Raw genomic sequence first — 20,237 nt, forward strand, 5'->3', positions numbered from 1 at the left:
TCACTCCTTTTTATTTATCCTATTAAATTCATCTATCATCTCTTGTATCTTAATTTCTAGTTCTTTTTCTTTTAATATCATTTTCTCCCTAAATTCAGGATTTACTGGTATATTCTCTTTTTTATAAATATACCAATCTGCAAATGATTTTGAACCTTTAGATGTATTAGCAGCTTCACTAAGGCCTATAAAATTCTCAACAAAATTGGCAATTTCCTTCTGTTGATTGTAAGTTAATGTTTCAAAACCTTCCATACGAGCCATTCTTTCTAGAGAAACAATATGGTCTGCATGTAATTTTTTATCAATTATTTTTCCAGGCAAAGCAAAATCTTCAGTTCCAATAATATCATCAATATTTTTATTAACTTCTCTTTGTATTTTAGAAGATGGCGATGCTCTTCTTAATTTAGCATATGTCTGATCAGAAATTTTCCTTTCGCCGTACCTTGCACCTTTCGTATCGACTTCACCCGTACCCTTAACTCCCGAACCACCATTCCCCTTCGCAAGTTGATAAGCATCATCTTTGGCGGTTGCTCGCACTCTTGCAAAGTTTTCTGCTATTTCTCCAACAGTTGCATGTTCGATATGAGGAATTTTTATTCCCATTCCAGTGTCTGCTGACCTGATTGCTACGGGGACCTTCGTTTTTTTCCATGTATGTAATGCATTCTTTAATGTCTCATTCTCCTTTAACGATTGTACCACATTTTTCCCTATATTTGGATTGAAATCAGCGATTCCCTCTTTCCATTTTGTGAGCTTTGCCAGGGATCCGAGGTCGATTGTTCCTTTGAATGCTTTTGTTGCTGAACCGAGTCCTGGGACAAGGTCAAGTGCTCCGAAGAAGCCAGCTTCTACTTGTTCTTCTTTGCTTAGTTTTCGGCGCGTTCCCCAATCCTCCCCTTCGATGGCACTTTTTACTTGTAGACCACCGTATACAACTGAAGCTGCGATTCCGAGTGGTGGACAGAAGATTGTCGTGATGATCAGCGCTCCGCTGATTGCTACATCACGCCATGCTTCTAATTTTTTCTGTTCGTCTTCTATAGAGGTATACTCAAATCCTCGCATAGATGGGACTAGTTGACGATATTCTTTGTAGTTTAGTTTCGCATCTGGATTTTGCTTTTTGACTTCTTTATACTGCGCGCGAAGTACGTGATCAAAGGCCAGTGAATCTTTGAAAATATCATCTACTGTTATTTTTTCTTTTTTTGTCGTAATGGTTTGCGGAACCCCGTATGCATGGCTACTTGGTAATGTTGTTGTCGTTGTGGCACCAATTCGATTTTTTGTTTGAAAGTCTCGAATGGATATGTCTCTCATTTTTTGAGCAAATTCATCCATCTTTTTATAGAACGGTTCATCTATATGTTCATATACAATCTGTCCTGCTTTATCACAATAGTTTTGCAGCGTTGTATAATCCTCAAGTAATGTATTTATTTTCTTTTCTTGTTTTCTATGATAGAAATCAATACATCTATCTGAATCTAAGTCTTGTATTCTCTCTTGTATATCCTCTAAAAGTTCATCTGCTTGCCGTAAGTTCGTGATTGCATCTTTTGTAATCTCATTGATCCCATCTTTCATTTGTTGCCAATGCTTTGACCTATAATGCACATCCATCTCTTTTCCATCCCCTACTTCCGTATCCTGATTATTCAAGAACTTCTCATATTTTTTGTAATTCCTCGTCTTTTTTTATCATTTCTTCAAGTGTATAGTTCACAACGATTGTAGCTGGCCTATAGATATCAGCCATTTTCGCTATCTTATTGCTTCCCTTTTTTAATAGAAATTTTCTAGATTACTCATGTTTTACCTCCTTTATTCATTTCGATGAAATAATTATTTTTCAATACTTTATGTATAATCTGTCTTATGGTTATTTTCAGAATTTTGAACATAAAAGTATCGTATGAATATTCTATCAAAAAATAGTTTCTCTTGGTCCTGAATATATTTTTTTATTGTTGCTTCATTCCATTCCACTGTACTCACATCATATCCTTCTATCCCAAAATGCCTATTTCCAAATTTATATTTTAAGTTTGCATGTTTATCAAATTCCTTTTAGATATCCCATAAAACTTAAAACAGATAGCTTGGGTGGGATACTCACCAACATATACACATGATCTAGCATCAAATGACCCTCTATAATTTCTACCCCTTTATATTTACATAACGTTCTTAAAAATTCTTCAACACTCTTTCTATATGGATTGTAAATTATTTTTCGTCTACACTTTGGAGTGAAGACTACATGGTACTTACACATCCATTTTGTGTGTGCAAACTATTCGCTTTATTAGCTAGCGAAAGATGCTCACTTTCCTTCTTACAAAGACTTGAGCACTCTCTATTATAAAACTGAAAGTGAGCTTTTTTATAACTTCTATTTTCCACCGCATAGCGGGGGATTTATGTTTCGCCTTTCTCAGGCTCAACTGACTCAAGTCGATAATATAAAAGAAGCTGCCTCTTTAGGAGACAGCTTCTTCCTTTTTTACCCATATACGAACAAAAAATACTTCGTTTGTTGCTTTTAATTGAGTTATTGTTTCCTACCTCCATATCCTAACCAGCAAGGTAAGAAAAACACTCAAATATCTTTCACTAAATTTCCCTCTTTATGTTGTTCAAGGTATTCTAAAAATTTCTTCTTATAAATATTTGTAGCACAACGGATTTTTCTAACATCATTTACTCTTTCCGAAAAGACAGCTATTTCATACGTAGCCAGGTTTAATTTTCTTTCTAAAGTATTTTCTGATACACCTGTAGTTTCTATAAATTTTTTCAAATAAATAACCTTACGGACAGTACCACTTCTAATAGTTTGAATAGTAATTTGTTTTTCTTCAAAAGAAAAACCTTTCTGTTTATTTTTTAGAAATTCCATTCCAAAGATGTATAGACAAAGTAATACCCCATATTTCACTTGAAGATTTGTGAATAACCATAATACAAGCATAAGCAATCCAATCTTTATGACTTTACCTGCTGCTGGTTTTAAAAATGCAATAGTATGTACTTTCTCTATACATTTGGGCATTGAAAAATCAGGCAAATATTTTTTGAATAATGATGATACTTCACTACTTTGAATCGACGGGATAAGAACAATTTTCGATTTTCTAGAGCTATTTCCAATAAGTTGTAAATGTATTTTACTATATCCAAACAAACGATAGATCCATGGTTGAACAATTTCAACTGCTCTAATATCGTGTTTTGCAATAGATACCTCTTTTTTATCAATTAACCCATATGAAATATCAATACCAAATGTACTTCTTTGAACCTTGAAATTTTTATACGTAAAGAACGTAATGATTATTGATATACACCAAGCTATCATAATTATGATAAAAATAACCAAAATAAAAGATAGTATTGTTTTAACAGTTCCGCTTGAAAGCAAGAGTCCTTGAATATCATTCTTAAAGTCTTGACTTAAATTTATATGTATACTATCTTCTGTAAAATCAAAGGAAAACAAGTTTTCTTGTCCCTTATTTTTTTCTGGATTTTCTCCAAGTCCTAAATACTTAATTAGTTGTTGGGATGTAGTTAAGGTTAGTAGAATAGAACCCCAGAAGAGTTTAAAATTCGTTGTCGTTATTAATATATAATCTTTTAGCTTAAAGAAATTTGTATTTTGCGTTTCTTTTGCAACTTCGTTAATATGCCGGTTTAATATACTCTTTATGTAAGATAACTTTTTATTGGAAACAACTATTTGAATTGTGTCGCCACCAACTGTTTCTATATTAACATTGGATACGTTTAGTATTCTTTTCACAAACGTACGATCTATACTGATTGATTTAACCTTAGTATAATGTATATCGCTATATTCTTTACTCCATACCCCTTCTCTCACAGAAAGTATATCTTCATAAAAGATAAATACATTATTTTTCCAAATCAAAAATGATTTCAACAGGATATAGCTTACAAAAATTGCAAAACCGTAATAAGCGAACCTCTCCCATTTCCCATTAATCCCTAATGTAGCAATAAGTGTTGTAAGTAGCGGATATAGATGATCCTTAATTTTCGTAAAGTTAATATACAATAATTCGATAGGATGATTACGCATTCTCAATTTTTGGTGCATTCATATCCTCCTTTCCGTGAAGAAACTGCTGAACCTGTTGCATAATATCATCGGCTACTTCTTTGGAAATAAATCCAATAGTGTTGCAATCACCTGCGGTATACACTGTTAATTCATATAATTCAAACCACCTTGATATGTATGTTTGAGAAATGTTCATATGCTGAACGCGAAAGATAGGAATCCGGATTTCTTCATTGATCATTCCTTTTTTATAGATGCAAATATTTTCTTCTGTTATTTTATATAACTTATTTTTAAATAGAAGATAATTAAAAAAGATATTTTGAATATACAGCCCCACATTTGCGAAATATCCTACTAAACAAAGCTTTTGTACAAATTTATAATCCTTTAAAATGCACTGTACCACTACAATAAATGCGGTAAATATAAGAAACTTAATGGTATCTCCTATATTCCAAATCTTTATAGTACGTTTGTCTACTTTTTGCAACTCATTAATATTCACTCATAATTCCCTCCGAAACCTAAAATCAATAAATCACCAGAACTATATTATACAATTTTAAAACGAAAAGTTAATGCTGTTCTCTTATCTTTTATGTACCTACTCAGCCTATAGTTAAAAACACAAGACAAATAGAGGTAATCGCTACGAAGCGTTACCCCTAAGCTTGAGATGGGAAAACTCTAACTCTCCTGTTTCAATCCACTCTTTGGTACATTGAAAGATAGATTTCCCTTGTTTTTTGATCGTACTCATATAACTTCTAATTCGTAAAAAGTTGCGAGCACCATATTCACTTCGGAACGAACCGCTCATTGTTTGTCGTAATTTTACAGGGCGTATGTCTCGTTCCGCTTGATTGCCGTGTCTTTATATTCATCGCACAGTAAAATGTCATCTCGCCTAAGCTCGTACTTTATTTTCTATTCTATCATTGCACGTAATACTCTATAATGGTACAACCATCATGGAGTACTTACTTTTTAACAGCTTATTCATTCTTTTTCTTCACTTTTCTTATATGTCTTTAACTTTAATACCACATATTAAATCTTGTTATATTACTTACAAAGTCATTGTACCAAGTTTTATTGTAGTACCTCTAAAAACTCAGTAAAGTTATCTACTACTTTATAAAACACTGGTTCGAACTCTCCTGACTCTTCATGAGACCATACACACACCGATGGATTCTCTTTATTTTCTCTAAAATCCAAGCATACAAAATCCCCTGCAAATATATTAGCTATTGGTAATACCTCTGCACCTAATAAATCTTCATTATCAGTTAATCTTTCCTCTATCTGTGAAAATACAACATCAATATCATAGATTCCTTTAGGGTTATTTTCAATGTCATCCAGCATACATAAAAACCTTTCTATCGCATAACTGCGATTATCACATACAAATGTAGCTTCTTCAACTTCTGCACCATTATACATTTTAATAAAATCCAAAAATGAACCTGGTAGTTTTAATCTCCAAAAATTTCCATGTTTTTTATTAACTCTTCTGAAGGTAATGGTTTTACAATAGTATCCTGTTTTATTTTCATGTTTTTACCTCTTTTTTTAGTTAACTATCTAGGAGCATCGACCCACATTCCAGCCGACCTTCCACCATTGTGAATCGTAATATGGATCGAACTTTTTGGAACCACCAATACTTCGGTAGTACATGGCACCGATTTCCTTCCAATCAAACGCTCGTTTCTCACAGCTCATTTTATACAAAGCGATTAAAAATTTTAAAAATAGACATACTTTATGAAAAGACCAACGTTTTTCAGCTAAAATAGATACTTCTTGTTTTATTTTACATTCCAGATCATGTAAAACACGCCATAACTTTTCCGTATATTCATTTGTATACACTGGAAGCGTCTGTTTTTCTTCTATCCATTGCCGAAGCATCTCTTCCTCTTCCTTCTTCTCTAACTTTCGTTTCTTTTCAATATATAAAAATAATCCATATCCCATTCGATATATAATCGATTCAACCGTCTTCCCATCCTTTTTAAAACGAACTTCTTTTATTAAAATGCCGCGCTCTATATAGTCAACCATTTCATGTACAGTTAACCATTTTAAAACATCATTTTCCTTTTTCTTTACATTAGGGGAATAAAACATTTTCATAATATGAGTAGAAACATCCAACCCTTTCCCTTCACCGAGAAAAATTTCAGCTGTTTTGACAACTTTACGCGCAGTTTGTTTTATAATGGGGACAATAGTGATATTATGTTCTTTACGTATATATACATGATCTATCTTTTCTGCACTTTTCACAATATAAGATTGAAAAAATTGTAATTCATCCATGCTTCCACTTCCTTATGCCACATACTTCTTTTATTGTAGCATACGCGCAAACTTACAATATAACTTGCTCTATTTCAGCTTCTCTCTAAAATGTAAGTATTTAAACCGAGTCTCGGAAACATTCTCATATCGAAGCTGCATTCAATGGTGCAAAATACTCTTTCCTCTTTTTAAAACATTCCCTAAATACATTTCATAAGGAGTATCTCCAAAAAGCCAAAAACCATTCTTTTGACTCTTTATCTAATTCCTCGTTTATTTCTTTACCTTCTTCATCCAATTGCTTCAAGTTTGTATACTTCTACATTCTTATGCACATACTTTTTTTAGTGTGGTATATCCGAAAAGTCATAACAGATTCGCACTTTTTCAAAGATATCAATCGAGAGGAAATTTTAATTTAACCGAATTTTATAATTATTTATTAAAAACAAAATAATTATAAAAATTAATATATTACCGCTTTTTTAGCTAATTTTATTCAGAATTTGATTCTCTTATATTTTTTGAATATACTTTTCTTATAACTAGAAAAGGAAGTGCATTATATGATAGAAACCTTTAGTAGATTTCTTGGGATGACGAATAACATTCTATGGACATATATTCTTCTTGCAATGTTAATCGGACTTGGGCTTTATTTTTCTTTTAGATTAAAATTTGTACAAATTAGCCATTTTGGCGAAATGATACGATTAGTAAGTAATGGATTTAGCGGAAAAACAAAGAAAAAAGGTAGTATATCTGCATTCCAGGCATTTTGTTTAAGTGCAGCAGCTCGCATTGGAATCGGAAACTTAGCTGGTGTGGCACTCGCGATTTCAATGGGAGGACCTGGGGCCGTATTTTGGATGTGGTTCATCGCAATTATCGGCGCAGCTACAAGCTTTGTAGAATGTACGCTTGCACAAATTTATAAAGTAAAAGACGGAAGCAGGTTTCGCGGAGGTCCTGCTTATTACATGGAAAGAGGTTTAAAGAAGCGCTGGATGGGCGTTTGGTTCTCACTCCTCATTACCGTTACTTACGGCTTAATTTTCAACTCTGTACAAGCCAATACAGTCACATTAGCATTTAAAAATGCTTTCGGTGTGGAACGTTATGTAATAGGGATTATATTAGCTGTATTAGTTGCGATTATTATTTTTGGTGGTATTAAAAGTATTGCACGTATTTCTGAAACAATCGTTCCTCCAATGGCAATCGTTTATATCGGTGTTGCCGTTTTTGTTGTCATTAAAAATTACTATGTATTGCCAGATGTTTTCTCAGAAATATTTAAAGGTGCTTTTGGTTTAGAGCAAGCGATCGGCGGTGGTATCGGGGCCGCAATGAAGTATGGGATTCAGCGCGGTTTATTCGCGACGGAAGCTGGTATGGGAAGTTCTCCAAACGCTGCCGCAACATCAGATGTGTCACACCCTGCAAAACAAGGATTTATTCAAGCACTCGGCGTTTTTGTAGATACATTCTTAGTATGTACCTCAACGGCGTTTATCGTATTGTGCTCTGGGGCATATAAAGCAACAAACTTGGAAGGTATTGAATTAACTCAAAACGCATTAAGTTCACAAATTGGTCCATGGGCAAGCAGTTTCTTAGCCATTATTATTTTCTTATTTGCTTTTAGTTCATTACTAGGCAATTACTATTATGGTGAAACAAATATTGCGTTCATTAAAGAAAGTAAACTATGGTTACTGATTTATCGTATTGCAGTTGTTGGAATGATACTATTCGGGTCCGTCGCAACACTTCAAACAGTTTGGAATATGGCTGATTTATTTATGGGACTAATGGTATTTACAAATTTAATTGCGATTACACTTCTTAGCAAGTTTGTATATGCGACTTTAGCAGACTATATAAAACAAAGAAAAGCTGGAAAAGATCCAATTTTCCGTGCAAGTTCTATCCCTAACTTAAAAAACACAGAGTGTTGGGAGGATACTCATTTAGAGAAAGACAGACAGGCGGTATCGTAAGAACTTACCATATGAACGAATAGATTAATCAACTCTTATTTCCCAGGCTGTGGAGAATACTTTCTCCACAGCCTATTCTTCACTTCTACTACAAAAAATAGTAGCACAGACCATAACCATAATCTGTGCTACTAATCTTAGTATGGCTTTAATTTTTCTTCTTTTCCGTTCTGATGACCAATATGCGTGCCCGATCAGTAACGCTTTAATCTGCGGGGTTTTCTTGGTTATTCCTTGTTTCTTTCTGCATCCTAAGGCGTGAATCTGACTGTTCTAAGCATTCGTACCGTTTGAAGAGAACATATCATTATGAAGTCTAGTGGATTTTGATATATTCATTAATATTCCTACCGCAATTAAATTGGTTATGAAAGAACTTCCTCCGAAGCTGACAAAGGGTAGCGGTGTACCCGTAAGAGGAATAATTCCTGTAATCCCTCCCAAATTCACAATTGTCTGTATTCCAATCATACATCCAATTCCAATTGCTAACAAGCTCCCAAACAAATCTGGACACTTTTGAGAAATTCGCAAAGCGCGAATGACTAGTAGCAACAGTCCCATTAAAATGAGGAATACCCCTATAAAGCCAAGCTCTTCAGATATAATGGCCATTATAAAGTCTGTATGTGGCTCAGGTAAGAATCCACGTTTTTGGATACTATTACCGAATCCGCTTCCAATTATCCCCCCCGATCCAATTGCAATAAACGAATTAATGAGTTGATATCCACTTGTTTGTGGGTCATCAAATGGATTTAAAATCGTCGTGATTCGTTTCATTTGCACTTCAGATAAGCCATATTTAATAAAAGCGTATAGAATCGGCACTGTCAAAACAGATGTGAATAAAATTCTTTTTATTAAATATTTAATACTTATACCTGAACAGAAAAAAATAGAAAAGCTTGTTGCGACAATTAACAACGCTGAACCTAGATTAGGCTGTTTATATATTAAAAAAAAGATAACAGAGAGAAATAAAATGATTTTCCCAATTCCCTCCCAATACGGTTTTCCCAGTTCTTGACGAATCGCAAAAAAACGAGCCACTACAATAATCATACCCAATTTAGTAAATTCTGCAGGCTGTATTCCAAATATCCAAGATTGCGCATTATTTACAACTTTCCCCTTCCACAAAACTAAGCAAAGTAAAGTAATACTAAAAACTACGATACATACTGAAATAAACCTCTTTTTCCAAAACTTAAAAGGAATAAACATACATATAAACAAATATACTCCACCTATTAATAATTTGTGTAATTGCGACTGAAAAAAGTAATGACTGGGAAGTTCATAATGGGTAATTGCAACTATAGAACTAGCACTGTACAACATTATAATCCCTAATGTAGATACCAATACCAGTGGGAGTAGTAAAGCGTAGTCAATTTGCTTTACAAATTCCTTCATTGTCTCTACCTCCATTAATTTTTAATACCGTTAAAAATTACGAACCCCCTACCATTTTATTCAAATATTCAAATAAATCTTAGCAACTGTAAAGTAAATAATGAGTCCCGTCCCATCAACAAGTGTCGTTATGAAAGGACCCGAAATAACAGTAGCATCTAATTTTAATTTATTAAGAATTAATGGTAATACTGACGCTACAAAAGAAGACCATATTACAACAAAAAGTGCTGAAATAGCTACAACTTTTGCAATCTCTTGTCCCATACCAAGTGTATATGCTCGAATCAACGCAGCTCCTCCAAGTGTAAAACCAAGAAATATACCTACTAATATTTCTTTCTTCATAACATGGAAAATATCTTTAAATTTTATTTCTTCTACTTTTAGTGCACAGACAAGCGTCGTAACAACTTGAGTACCTGTATTCCCGCCAGTACCAATTAATAATGGAATAAAAAAGGAAAGAGCAACGACGTGTGCAATGACTTCTTCGTAATAGGATATAACAGTACTTGTATATGCCTCAGCTATGAATAGGACAAGTAACCACGGGATACGTTTCCAATAAATGCTCCAGATTGAACTATTCAAGTAAGGCTGATGAGATGACTGGTAGTAATCTAACTTGTAAGTATTTTCGATATGATGATTCTCAGTAGAGTATATTGCTCCATTAAGAGCTACGCTTCCAATTAAACGATGATCCTTAGTAACTACAGGCAGCTCTGATACATTCATGCTTGTTAACCGCTTTAATATAGATTGCGAATCTTCATCTATTTGTGCAGTAACTACTTTTCGAATCATTATATCCGAAACTAGCACATCATCATCTGCTGATAACAATTTATGAATAGAAACAACTCCGTTAAGATACCCATAATTATCAACTATGTATATATTCGAAAAATATTTTATGTCTGTAGCAGTTTTTCTAATATGAGAAAAAGCTCTTTTCACTGACCACGCTTCTCTAATTGATATATAGTCGTTTTCTAATAGTCCTCTCATATTATTGGCATTCAAACTTATTAAATTATGGATATCTTTTTTTACATTGCCATCTAGATAATGCATCATTTCCTTTCGTTGTGTTGAATGGATGGCTAATAAAAAATCGATTAGGTCACGATTAGGTTTTGTATTCATTATAATTTTCGTTTTAAATTTAGGTAGATTTATTAAAATACTATATTGCTGATCAGGAATCAAGTATTTCATAATTTGAATGCTTTCATTCACCGGAAAAATATCCATTAATTCGACTTGTTTACTAAGCGGAAATCTTTCTATCTCTTTAGCAATTTCACATGATTGATACTGCATAATTTCTTCTATTAAAGAAGTGTTCTTACTTATAAGTAATTGTTCTAAACGTTCTTTCACAATATCCCTCCCTGCTAAACAAGAAAATTGAAAATTCACTTGTTTGTTAAGTTATTCACTGCAATATAAAGATAAAAGAAACATAACAGCATCATTTCGCTCATATTCCATGAAAAAAATTTCTTGTATCATACTTAAATCGAATTGTTCTACTAGACTTGATGAAATCATTTCATTCGGTAGCAAACTTACATTCTCGACTTTTGTGTTTTTACATATTTTTCTATATGTTTACCCCGAATTAAAGCGATCGTTACACGAACCATATTTGTCTATTGGACAATCTAATAAAGGGTAGGTCTTGTAGAAATGGATTTCTTCATCTACACTTACAAATAATGACTGAATTCAAGTCCTGTTTGAAATTCATAATTTTGCCTCTTTCATAAATAACAGAAGAAACATTTAAAAAACCCATCACTTCCTCTTTCTTCAATATCTCTATTCATATAGGAATCATTTTTTTACAGAGAGTTAAAGATAAATTTACTATTTAAAAATATTTATACCTACCCTAAAATCATATCAATTCCCGTACAAATACATGATACTAAATAAATAACTTATATTTACATAATATTTTCCTTTTGTTAAAGGGAGTTTTCTTCCTTTCCTTTTTTGATTCTATATAAAAATATAGACTTGAACGTTTGAACAGAGCATTACAGCAAGAGAAAAGACGTAAGACAGATTTGGAGATTCTGCTTATTCAAAGAAAAGAAATATGTAATATGCGAACGAATCTCCATTCAATTTAGATCAAAATGAAATCCCATATTACACAAGGTATATCTCAAAAAGATGATAAACTCGAGTTTATATACGTGTGTAAAGCGGGATATGCAAGGAGCTACCTACAAAAAAATATAGAAAAAATCTTCATAATAAAAAAGTGAAAGTTTCCTCGACTTCATCGAGGAAACTTTCACTTTTTAAACGATAAGGACTTTTTCAGTAATTTCTTTTTTTAACGATAAGCAGAAACGTTATGTCCTTTTGCTTCGTAATAGTCTAGGATACCAGCGTAGATTGCTTCAGCAGCACGCTGTCTCCATTCTGGTGAAGATAGTTTCTCACCTTCTATTTGATTGTCTACAAATCCTAGTTCTGTTAATACAGCTGGCATTGTATTTTCACGAACTACGTATAGATCCCCTTCTTTAACTCCTCTGTCGCGTGTTCCCAGTGCACTTACAAGACGACTTTGGATTTTTTCGGCTAGTAAACGACTCTCATCTACATATGGATTTGTTGCACGTGTTGCTGATCTGTAGTAGTAAGTTTCTGTGCCGTGAGCCGTTCCGTCAAAACCGTTACCGTGAATACTTACAAAGATATCTCCATTATTTTGTTGTGCAAATTCCACTCGTTTTCTCAGAGAATCTTTTGCATCTGTTCCTGGTCGTACATCTGTATCATGTGTTAGCAATACAGTAAATGGCGTTTTTTGTTCAAATAATTTCTGTACACGTAGCGCTGTATCTAATACAATTTTACTTTCGTCCATATTTACGCCTGTATGACCTGGATCGACTCCGCCATGACCTGGATCAATAATAATCGCCTTTCCTTCCAAGAAGTTATCTTGCTTTGGCGGATTTAATTGATTTTTATCAACCCATTGAAAACCAGAGCTTGTCCGAATGCGAATCCAGCTTCCGCTTTCTTCTATAACTGTTACTGTTTGCGGTGCATATGTACCTAGTATTTTCGATGAATGTGATGCTTCTTGATATGTAGTAAACGCGCTATGAATTGTTTCTTTCTTTTCCTGTAATGGTGTCCATTTATCGCCTTTATCCGTTACAATTTTCAGCCAACCATCTTCTCGCTCTTCTTTTACCACAATCATTTGCGGTGCATGCTGATTTGATGTAATCCCTGATGATAAGGATGGCTGATGATATGTAATGAAATATCTGTTCATGTACATTCTTTTTGATGTATCTGCTTTTTGCATATCCGTTTGTGCGATAAATTGCGCTGCTTCTGCGCGCGTCACAATACCATTTGGTTTCCATCCATCACCAGTACCCTTTGAAATCCCTAATGCAACTAATATATTCGCTTGTTTCTCACCCCAATGCCCTTTTAAATCAGCAAATTGCGTTGGTAAATTACCAATAATTCTATTATTTAGCTTATAAGCTTCAACAAGCATAGATGCCATGGAAGCACGATCAATGTTTTTTGATGGGTTAAAGTGACCGCTCCCATCTCCTTTAATGACACCAGCTTTTTCAACCGCCGCAATATATGGAGCTGCCCAATGATGTTTAGCATCTTGGAATGAAGGTTTTGCTTCTTTATTAATCTGTAAGCCTAGTACCATAGCTATTAACTTTGCAGCTGAACCACGGTCAATTTCTTCTGATGGTGAAAAGGTTCCATCTGGTTTTCCATCAAGTGCATGTTTCTCCACTAAATAGTTAACTGATTGTTGTGCCCAGCTTGGTACATCTGGAAATGTTTTTCCTGCTGCTGAGGTGCTTAATGGATAAGTGAATAAGTTAGCTGCCAAAATTCCAGCTGCGATTACTCCGTATTTCATTCGCTAGTTTCTCCTCTCAAATCTTCTCATTCTCAAAATCTCATTTATTAAAATAGTACCTAATTTAGTGTATTCCATTTATTAATTTGAGTAAATATGAATAACATTAATTAATATTTAAATATTAATTACAGAAACGTATCATTTAGATATAAAAATATAAAATTACCTTTTCACTATAAAAAAGAGAGTGTGTCTATCACTCATAGACACACTCTCTTTTTCTATCAAACTTGTATATTAACGATAAGCTGACACATCGTTACCCTTCCACTCATAATAATCTAAAATACCAGCATAAATTGCTTCAGCAGCACGTTGTCTCCACTCTGGCTGAGCTAGTTTTTCACCCTCGATCTTGTTATCAACAAATGCTAGTTCTGTTAATACAGCCGGCATTGTATTTTCACGGGTCACGTATAAGTCTTTGTGTTGTACACCTCGATCGCGTGTTCCAAGTGCCGCAACAAGGCGTTTTTGAATTTTTTGAGCTAACATGTAGCTTTCATCTACATGTGGGTTTGTTCTTTTTGTTTTAGAGTTATAATAAAATGTCTCTGTTCCATTAGCTTGTCCGTTATATGCATTACCATGAATACTTACAAAGATATCGGCTTTATTTCTTTGTGCAAATTCTACCCGTTTTTTTAGGGAATCCGCTGCACTGCTTCCTGGTCTCGCATCTCCTTCACGTGTTAACAAAACAGTAAATGGTGTTTTCTTCTCAAACAGTGCCTTTACTCGTTTCGATGTATCCAACACAATTTTACTTTCTTCCATATATAAACTGTCTTTCCCTGGATCCGGATCACCGTGACCTGGATCAATGATAATTGCTTTCCCTTCTAGGAAGTTTGCTTGTTTTGGAGGATTTAATTGCTTTTTATCTAACCATTGAAAACCAGCATTTGTACGAATGCGAATCCAGTCTCCACTTTCCTCCATAATTGTTACAGTTTGTGGGCCGTATTTCCCTAATATCGTAGATTTGTGAGATGCTTCTTGATACGTAGTAAATGATTCACCGATATACTCTGTTTTCTCATGTAATGGCGTCCATTTATCACCTGTACTTGTTACAATCTTCATCCAGCCGTCTTTTCGCTGTTCTTTTACTTCAATAATTTGTGGTTTATGTTGATTAGATGTAATACCAGATGAAAGGGATGGCTGATGATACGTGATAAATGGTCTATCCATATACATTCTTTTAGATGTATCTTCTTTTCTCATATCTGTTTTCGCAATAAATTGAACTGCTTCAGCTCGTGTTACTTGACCTTCTGGGTCCCAAACATTTCCTTTTCCTTTAGAAATCTCTAAAGCCGCTAGAATGTTCACATTTTTTCTGCCCCAGTGATCTTTTATGTCATCAAATTGATTTGGGATTTCTCCAATAACTTTCCCTTCTAAAGCATAAGCTTTAACAAGCATCGTCGCCATGGAAGCTCGATTGATTTTACCTGTTGGATTGAATTTCCCATTCCCTTCCCCAACAATAATCCCAGCTTTTTCTACTGCTGCAATATAGGGAGCTGCCCAATGATTTTGCGCATCTGTAAACGATGGTTTTGCCTCTTTGTTCACATCTAATCCAAGAACACTCGCTAATAATTTAGCTGCCGATCCACGGTCAATCTCTTCAATCGGTGCAAACGTCCCATCTGGCTTTCCATCCAGTACATTCTTTGCAACTAAATAGTTCACTGAATCTTGTGCCCATGTCGGCACGTCTGGAAAGCTTTTTCCCGCAGCCAAACTGCTTGTTGGACAAGATAATACCGCAGCTGTCAGAATGCCCGCAACAACTTTTCTGTAATTCATAAGTCAATCCTTCTCCCCTCAAAATCTCTCATTTTCATTGTAAAATATTCGTTCTACTAATCACCCAAAATATGTCAACTATAATAGTTTACATTATTAAAATATTATAGTAAACATATTTTTAAAATATACTCCTTGGAAACATCAAAAAAAGTGAGTAGTACTGAAATACCACTCACCTTTTTCAACGATTGATTACTCTCCTACCATCGGTGATAACACATAGGCATAAACAAGCGCTTCTGTATGTGCAATTGAGCTTTCATGTGTACGTTCAAACGCATGAGATGAATCAATTCCGGCTCCAATTAACGCATGTTTTATATCGAATCCAGCTCGAATCGCTGCTGAAGCATCTGAGCCGTAATATGGATAAATATCTACTTTATATTCAATCTTGTTTTCTTTTGCAAGTTCTACTAGATGCTTGCGTAAGCCATAATGATACGGACCGCTAGAATCTTTCGCACAAATGGATACCGTATATTCATCTGAAGCTTGTCCATCTCCTAACGCTCCCATATCGACTGCTAAATATTCTACCGTTTCTTCTGGAATATTAGAATTTCCTCCATAACCAATTTCTTCATTATTAGAAATTAAGAAATGCGTTGTATATGGTAATATCACCTTTTCTTCTTGTAATCGTTTTATAAGTTGTAATAGAATCCCGACACTTACTTTATCATCTAAATGACGCGACTTTATGTATCCACTTTCTGTAATTTGCACGCGCGGATCAAATGAAACAAAATTTCCTACTTCAATTCCTAATGCACGCACCTCATCCGCTGAAGATACTCGTTCATCAATGCGGACTTCAATATTTTTCTCATCACGTTTCGCTTCTCCTGCATCCTTATATACATGAACCGATGTTTGGTGCATTAAAATTGTCCCGGTATACGTTTTTCCGCTCGATGTTTCAATCTCACAATATTCTCCTTCCACCGAATTCCAGCGAAATCCACCAATCATCGATAAACGAAGGCGGCCATCCGCTTTAATCTCTTTTACCATCGCCCCTAACGTATCGACATGCGCTGTTACTAAACGGTGCCGCAACTCATTCTTTCCTTTTAGCGTCAGAATAAGAGCTCCCTTATGATTTCGTTTCGTCTCTACATTCCATTCCTTCACATAGTTTTCAATAAAGCTTATAATTTTCCCTGTATTTCCAGATGGACTTGGAATTGAAACGAGCTGCTTGATCAGCTCCATCGTTTCTTTTGTTTGATGTGCCACTGTCATTCCTCCTCTTTTTTTCCTAATATTCAGTATACCGAAATACTCATAAAACCTCTACTCATCTTCTATATATCTTGTTTCGAATTCTACAATTATCGTAAAATATAACAGTCAAATGAAAAAAGAGGAAACCCTGTGAAATTTACAAAAAAACATGAAGAAATACTTTTAATTTGGATATTATCATCTTTATTATGCCTGCATATCGGTACTTCTATCGCCATTTCTGTAGGATGGATATTCACCGCAGTCCTTTTCATGATGAGTCTCTACATAGGAAACAAACATATTAAAAAAAGCACAGCCATTCCTAAAAGCTGTGCTTTTTCTATTACACTATTCCTCAGAAACATCAAGAAGGTAGATTCCTTTTTCGAATCCTCCGCGCTCCGTTTCTTTTTGTTTCCGAATGCGTTCGATGTCTTGGAACGTTGCCCCTTCTGCACGCGCTAATGCAATGATAACCTCTAATGCATCAGCAAGTGAATCAAGCGCATGTTCCCGCTCCTTCATCGAAGCAAATTCACGAAGTTCTTCCGTTCCAATTTTCGCTAATGCTTGTATGTAGGCTTGCCCTGTTAATGTTTGTGCTGTATATGTTTTTCCAGACATTAAAATCTTTTCTGGAACACGATCTCTTACTAACTTATTATATGTTGCCATCGTCTCTTTGCCTTCCTCTCATTCCTTACAATCTTTTGAACTATGCAATATAACATACATAACGATGAAAAGCGTAATCACCATTATACTTTTTCTTTTATTTTTTCATCTATTTCTCCTAAAAAAGTGCTAACACAATTATACTAAAATGTGCTAGCACTTTCTTCCTTTTTATTCTCCTTTAAAGATTGGGGAACGCTTTTCTAAAAACGCAGCAATTCCCTCTTTATGATCGGCTGTTTTTCTCATTGCATATTGTCCACGCTTTTCAAGTGCTAGTGTTCGTTCCAGACTTGAGCGATTGAATTCACATAAAATTTGTTTCGTTTGAATCATTGCTTGAATTGGCTTTTGCAACCACTCATTGATTTTTTGTTTTACAGCCCCTTGGAAGTTTTCCCCGATTACTTCATCAATTAAACCGAGATCTAACGCTTCCGTTGCCGATAGTTTTTTCCCTTCCCAAATGATTTGCTTGGCCACATTTTCACCAAGTCGTTTTTGTAAGAAGAAATGTCCTCCGCCATCTGGAATCAGCGCAATTCCAATGAAATTCATCGCAATAATAGATGAAATATCTGCTAGCACATAATCCGCTGTTAACGCAATGCTTAGTCCAAGGCCTGCCGTTGGACCATGAATTGCACTAATCACAAGCTTTGGCATTGTATATAACGTAATAACAATTTCCGAAATCGTATTCATAATGTCGTCAAATTTACTTTCATCGTTGCTAGAAAGCATGGATTTAATATCCCCACCTGCAGAAAAACCACGGCCATTTCCGCATAATACGACAATGTGAGCAGGACTTTCTGCCACTTCTTTCAGTTTTTTTCGTAATTCTCTTAAGGTAGGCTCATCTAACGCATTTAATACTTCAGGACGATTGACCATCACTGTTGCAACACGTCCTTCATATTTCACAACAACAGATTCTGCTTTGCTTTTTACTTCCATTATATACCCCTCTCTCTTGTCCAATGATTATACTTCTATACTTATAGAAAAGAGCTACAAAACCCTTCTTTTTCCCTAATTTTCTGTCTAATAAAGGCAAATTTTGTATGTTTTCTTGTATAAAACGAATGATTGCGAAGAAAAATAATGGAGTTCAAAGAGATTCTTCACCTCTTCCCTTCTATTTACCATTAGAATGAAATAGTGTATTCTTAAGTTTGATGTACCAAAATCATATAGAAATTCATTCGCCTTACAATAGATGAAAGGCTGTTATGAGCAGCGGAAAATCACGCTGCAATAAAGGAATGAAGAAATGGAGGAAAACATGGTTAACAAGTTGAAACAAACGGATAACTACTTCCCACATTTCCTGTTACTATTCATTGTGTTTCAACCAATTTTAGATTTACTAACATCTTTTTCAATCTACATATTACACATGAGTGCGACAGTCGGAGTTGTAGTCCGTTTTGCTTTTATGCTTCTTGCACTAGGGTATCTTCTTTTTCATATAAAGAAGCCTGGAAATAGAAAGTATATTATTTATTTGATCTTACTTGGAATTGTTTTGGGAATTGGCCTAATCAACAATATGATCGTAAAATCACCTGTTTCATTTAGCGAAGAAGTGAAGTTCATTTTAAAGAGTGTATATCCATTTGTATTATTGTTTGGATATATTATCGTCTTTAAAGAATTAAAGGATCAAACAGATACATACAACAAACTGATTACCTATTTCTTATATACAACAATTATTTTAAGTATTGTCATGATTGTATCGATGGCAACGGGAACAGATTTCCCAAGCTATCCACATTCAAAGATTGGTTCAAGAGGATGGTTCTTTGCCGGAAATGACTTAAGTGCTATTTTCGCCATTATGTTCCCAATCGTTGTCCTTTACTCTATACATAAAACCACTTCATTTTCAAAAATATACTACTGGATTCCAACACTGTTAGCCATGTATGCAAGCATTATGGTTGGAACAAAAGTTGGTTATGGCGCAATTGTTGTTACATTAGGCATAGCCCTTTTCTTTTCATTTATTGAATATATGATGAACCGGAAAAAGGAAGGGAAGGGATTCCCTCAGCTCGTAAATACAATTGTTGCGCTCGTTGTACTAGCAGGATTAGGTGTGCTTACGCCGCTAACTCCAATCGCAAAAAATATGGGCATACATTTGCAAATATATGAATACAAAAAAGCGTTACGAGAAGAGCAGGAACGAAAAGAAGGAAAAGTAGTAAAAGAAGATCCGGACGAAGCGAAAAAACATGCGCAAGGTGAACTGACAGATTCTGAAGTAAAGAGCTTAATCTATAGCGACCGAGATAAATTCTTAAAGGTATACCAAAGATATTATAAAGAAGCACCCCTGTCACAGAAACTATTTGGTATGGGATACGCTGGAAACTATACAAAAAAAATCAAGTTAATCGAGATGGATTTTCACGATATATTCTTTGCTTTCGGAATCGTTGGCTTTCTCATTTACTTCATACCGCTTCTATACTTTGGAGTCCGATTACTAATCCGTTTCCTTGCAAACTTCAAACAAATGCTGACTGTAAAATATACGCTGCTTGCTAGCACCATTCTCTTATCGCTTGGCATCGGCTTTATGTCCGGTCACGTATTAACTGCACCATCTGTTAGCATTTTCTTTGTAGTCATTCTTGCATACTTAATTGTTGATTTACGAGCGGAATAATTTCTAATGTTCAATCAAAAAGCAGCATCCCTAGATGCTGCT

At 34.7% G+C, this 20,237-nt stretch carries 13 protein-coding genes and 2 pseudogenes; 2 read left to right on the forward strand and 13 right to left on the reverse strand.

Going from position 1 to position 20,237, the window contains the following annotated elements; translation table 11 throughout:
- The 6 genes and pseudogenes from MR056_RS06290 to MR056_RS06320 form a co-directional block, all read right to left on the reverse strand.
- Positions 1-1,635 carry a hypothetical protein gene (locus MR056_RS06290; RefSeq protein WP_210370699.1) on the reverse strand — a complete coding sequence of 545 codons (1,635 nt, stop codon included), beginning with the start codon at positions 1,633-1,635 and terminating at the stop codon, positions 1-3.
- A 237-nt stretch (positions 1,636-1,872) separates the two neighbouring features.
- Positions 1,873-2,290 (reverse strand): annotated as a pseudogene (gene tnpA, locus MR056_RS06295) (IS200/IS605 family transposase).
- 324 nt (positions 2,291-2,614) lie between these two features.
- Positions 2,615-4,135: a PH domain-containing protein gene (locus tag MR056_RS06300; protein ID WP_210370679.1), complete on the reverse strand. Its 1,521-nt coding sequence runs from the start codon at positions 4,133-4,135 to the stop codon at positions 2,615-2,617.
- Positions 4,110-4,607 (reverse strand): PH domain-containing protein, encoded by a 498-nt coding sequence (locus MR056_RS06305; protein ID WP_011983832.1) that lies wholly within the window; start codon positions 4,605-4,607, stop codon positions 4,110-4,112. Before MR056_RS06305 ends, MR056_RS06300 begins: the two co-directional genes overlap by 26 nt.
- Before the next feature lie 587 nt (positions 4,608-5,194).
- Positions 5,195-5,664, reverse strand: a pseudogene (locus MR056_RS06315) (SMI1/KNR4 family protein).
- 28 nt (positions 5,665-5,692) lie between these two features.
- Positions 5,693-6,433: a hypothetical protein gene (locus MR056_RS06320; RefSeq protein WP_011983830.1), complete on the reverse strand. Its 741-nt coding sequence runs from the start codon at positions 6,431-6,433 to the stop codon at positions 5,693-5,695.
- 548 nt (positions 6,434-6,981) lie between these two features.
- Between MR056_RS06320 and MR056_RS06325 the strand changes: the two genes are divergently transcribed.
- Positions 6,982-8,418: an alanine/glycine:cation symporter family protein gene (locus tag MR056_RS06325; protein ID WP_011983829.1), complete on the forward strand. Its 1,437-nt coding sequence runs from the start codon at positions 6,982-6,984 to the stop codon at positions 8,416-8,418.
- Positions 8,419-8,691: 273 nt separating this feature from the next.
- On the opposite strand, the gene MR056_RS06330 is transcribed toward MR056_RS06325, so the two are convergent.
- From MR056_RS06330 to MR056_RS06360, 7 genes are all read right to left on the reverse strand, one after another.
- Positions 8,692-9,837: an FtsW/RodA/SpoVE family cell cycle protein gene (locus MR056_RS06330; RefSeq protein WP_011983828.1), complete on the reverse strand. Its 1,146-nt coding sequence runs from the start codon at positions 9,835-9,837 to the stop codon at positions 8,692-8,694.
- Positions 9,838-9,897: 60 nt separating this feature from the next.
- Complete coding sequence (gene mgtE, locus MR056_RS06335) at positions 9,898-11,226, reverse strand: magnesium transporter (protein WP_011983827.1); 1,329 nt, start codon at positions 11,224-11,226, stop codon at positions 9,898-9,900.
- 967 nt (positions 11,227-12,193) lie between these two features.
- A complete protein-coding gene (locus MR056_RS06340; protein ID WP_048723130.1) occupies positions 12,194-13,777 on the reverse strand; it encodes an N-acetylmuramoyl-L-alanine amidase in 1,584 nt (527 codons plus the stop codon).
- 240 nt (positions 13,778-14,017) lie between these two features.
- Entirely contained in the window at positions 14,018-15,601 is a 1,584-nt protein-coding gene (locus MR056_RS06345; RefSeq protein WP_011983825.1) for an N-acetylmuramoyl-L-alanine amidase, read from the reverse strand.
- Between the two features lie 195 nt (positions 15,602-15,796).
- Positions 15,797-16,846 carry a M42 family metallopeptidase gene (locus tag MR056_RS06350; RefSeq protein WP_011983824.1) on the reverse strand — a complete coding sequence of 350 codons (1,050 nt, stop codon included), beginning with the start codon at positions 16,844-16,846 and terminating at the stop codon, positions 15,797-15,799.
- Between the two features lie 339 nt (positions 16,847-17,185).
- Positions 17,186-17,512, reverse strand: a complete 327-nt coding sequence (locus tag MR056_RS06355) for a nucleoside triphosphate pyrophosphohydrolase (RefSeq protein WP_011983823.1) — start codon at positions 17,510-17,512, stop codon at positions 17,186-17,188.
- 171 nt (positions 17,513-17,683) lie between these two features.
- The gene (locus tag MR056_RS06360; RefSeq protein WP_048723133.1) at positions 17,684-18,472 is read right to left on the reverse strand and encodes an enoyl-CoA hydratase; all 789 of its coding nucleotides are present in this window, start codon (positions 18,470-18,472) and stop codon (positions 17,684-17,686) included.
- 328 nt (positions 18,473-18,800) lie between these two features.
- Between MR056_RS06360 and MR056_RS06365 the strand changes: the two genes are divergently transcribed.
- Complete coding sequence (locus MR056_RS06365) at positions 18,801-20,195, forward strand: O-antigen ligase family protein (RefSeq protein ID WP_011983821.1); 1,395 nt, start codon at positions 18,801-18,803, stop codon at positions 20,193-20,195.
- Positions 20,196-20,237 lie beyond the last annotated feature (42 nt).

Source organism: Bacillus cereus group sp. BfR-BA-01360 (genome assembly GCF_022663595.1).
GTDB classification, from domain to species: domain Bacteria; phylum Bacillota; class Bacilli; order Bacillales; family Bacillaceae_G; genus Bacillus_A; species Bacillus_A cytotoxicus.

Coding starts and splice junctions, on each gene's coding strand:
- MR056_RS06345 (WP_011983825.1), bottom strand. CDS start 15,601: ATGAATTACAGAAAAGTTGTTGCGGGCATTCTGACAGCTGCGGTATTA.
- MR056_RS06340 (WP_048723130.1), bottom strand. CDS start 13,777: ATGAAATACGGAGTAATCGCAGCTGGAATTTTGGCAGCTAACTTATTC.
- MR056_RS06355 (WP_011983823.1), bottom strand. CDS start 17,512: ATGGCAACATATAATAAGTTAGTAAGAGATCGTGTTCCAGAAAAGATT.
- MR056_RS06365 (WP_011983821.1), top strand. CDS start 18,801: ATGGTTAACAAGTTGAAACAAACGGATAACTACTTCCCACATTTCCTG.
- MR056_RS06360 (WP_048723133.1), bottom strand. CDS start 18,472: ATGGAAGTAAAAAGCAAAGCAGAATCTGTTGTTGTGAAATATGAAGGA.
- MR056_RS06330 (WP_011983828.1), bottom strand. CDS start 9,837: ATGAAGGAATTTGTAAAGCAAATTGACTACGCTTTACTACTCCCACTG.
- MR056_RS06300 (WP_210370679.1), bottom strand. CDS start 4,135: ATGCACCAAAAATTGAGAATGCGTAATCATCCTATCGAATTATTGTAT.
- MR056_RS06320 (WP_011983830.1), bottom strand. CDS start 6,433: ATGGATGAATTACAATTTTTTCAATCTTATATTGTGAAAAGTGCAGAA.
- MR056_RS06290 (WP_210370699.1), bottom strand. CDS start 1,635: ATGGATGTGCATTATAGGTCAAAGCATTGGCAACAAATGAAAGATGGG.
- MR056_RS06325 (WP_011983829.1), top strand. CDS start 6,982: ATGATAGAAACCTTTAGTAGATTTCTTGGGATGACGAATAACATTCTA.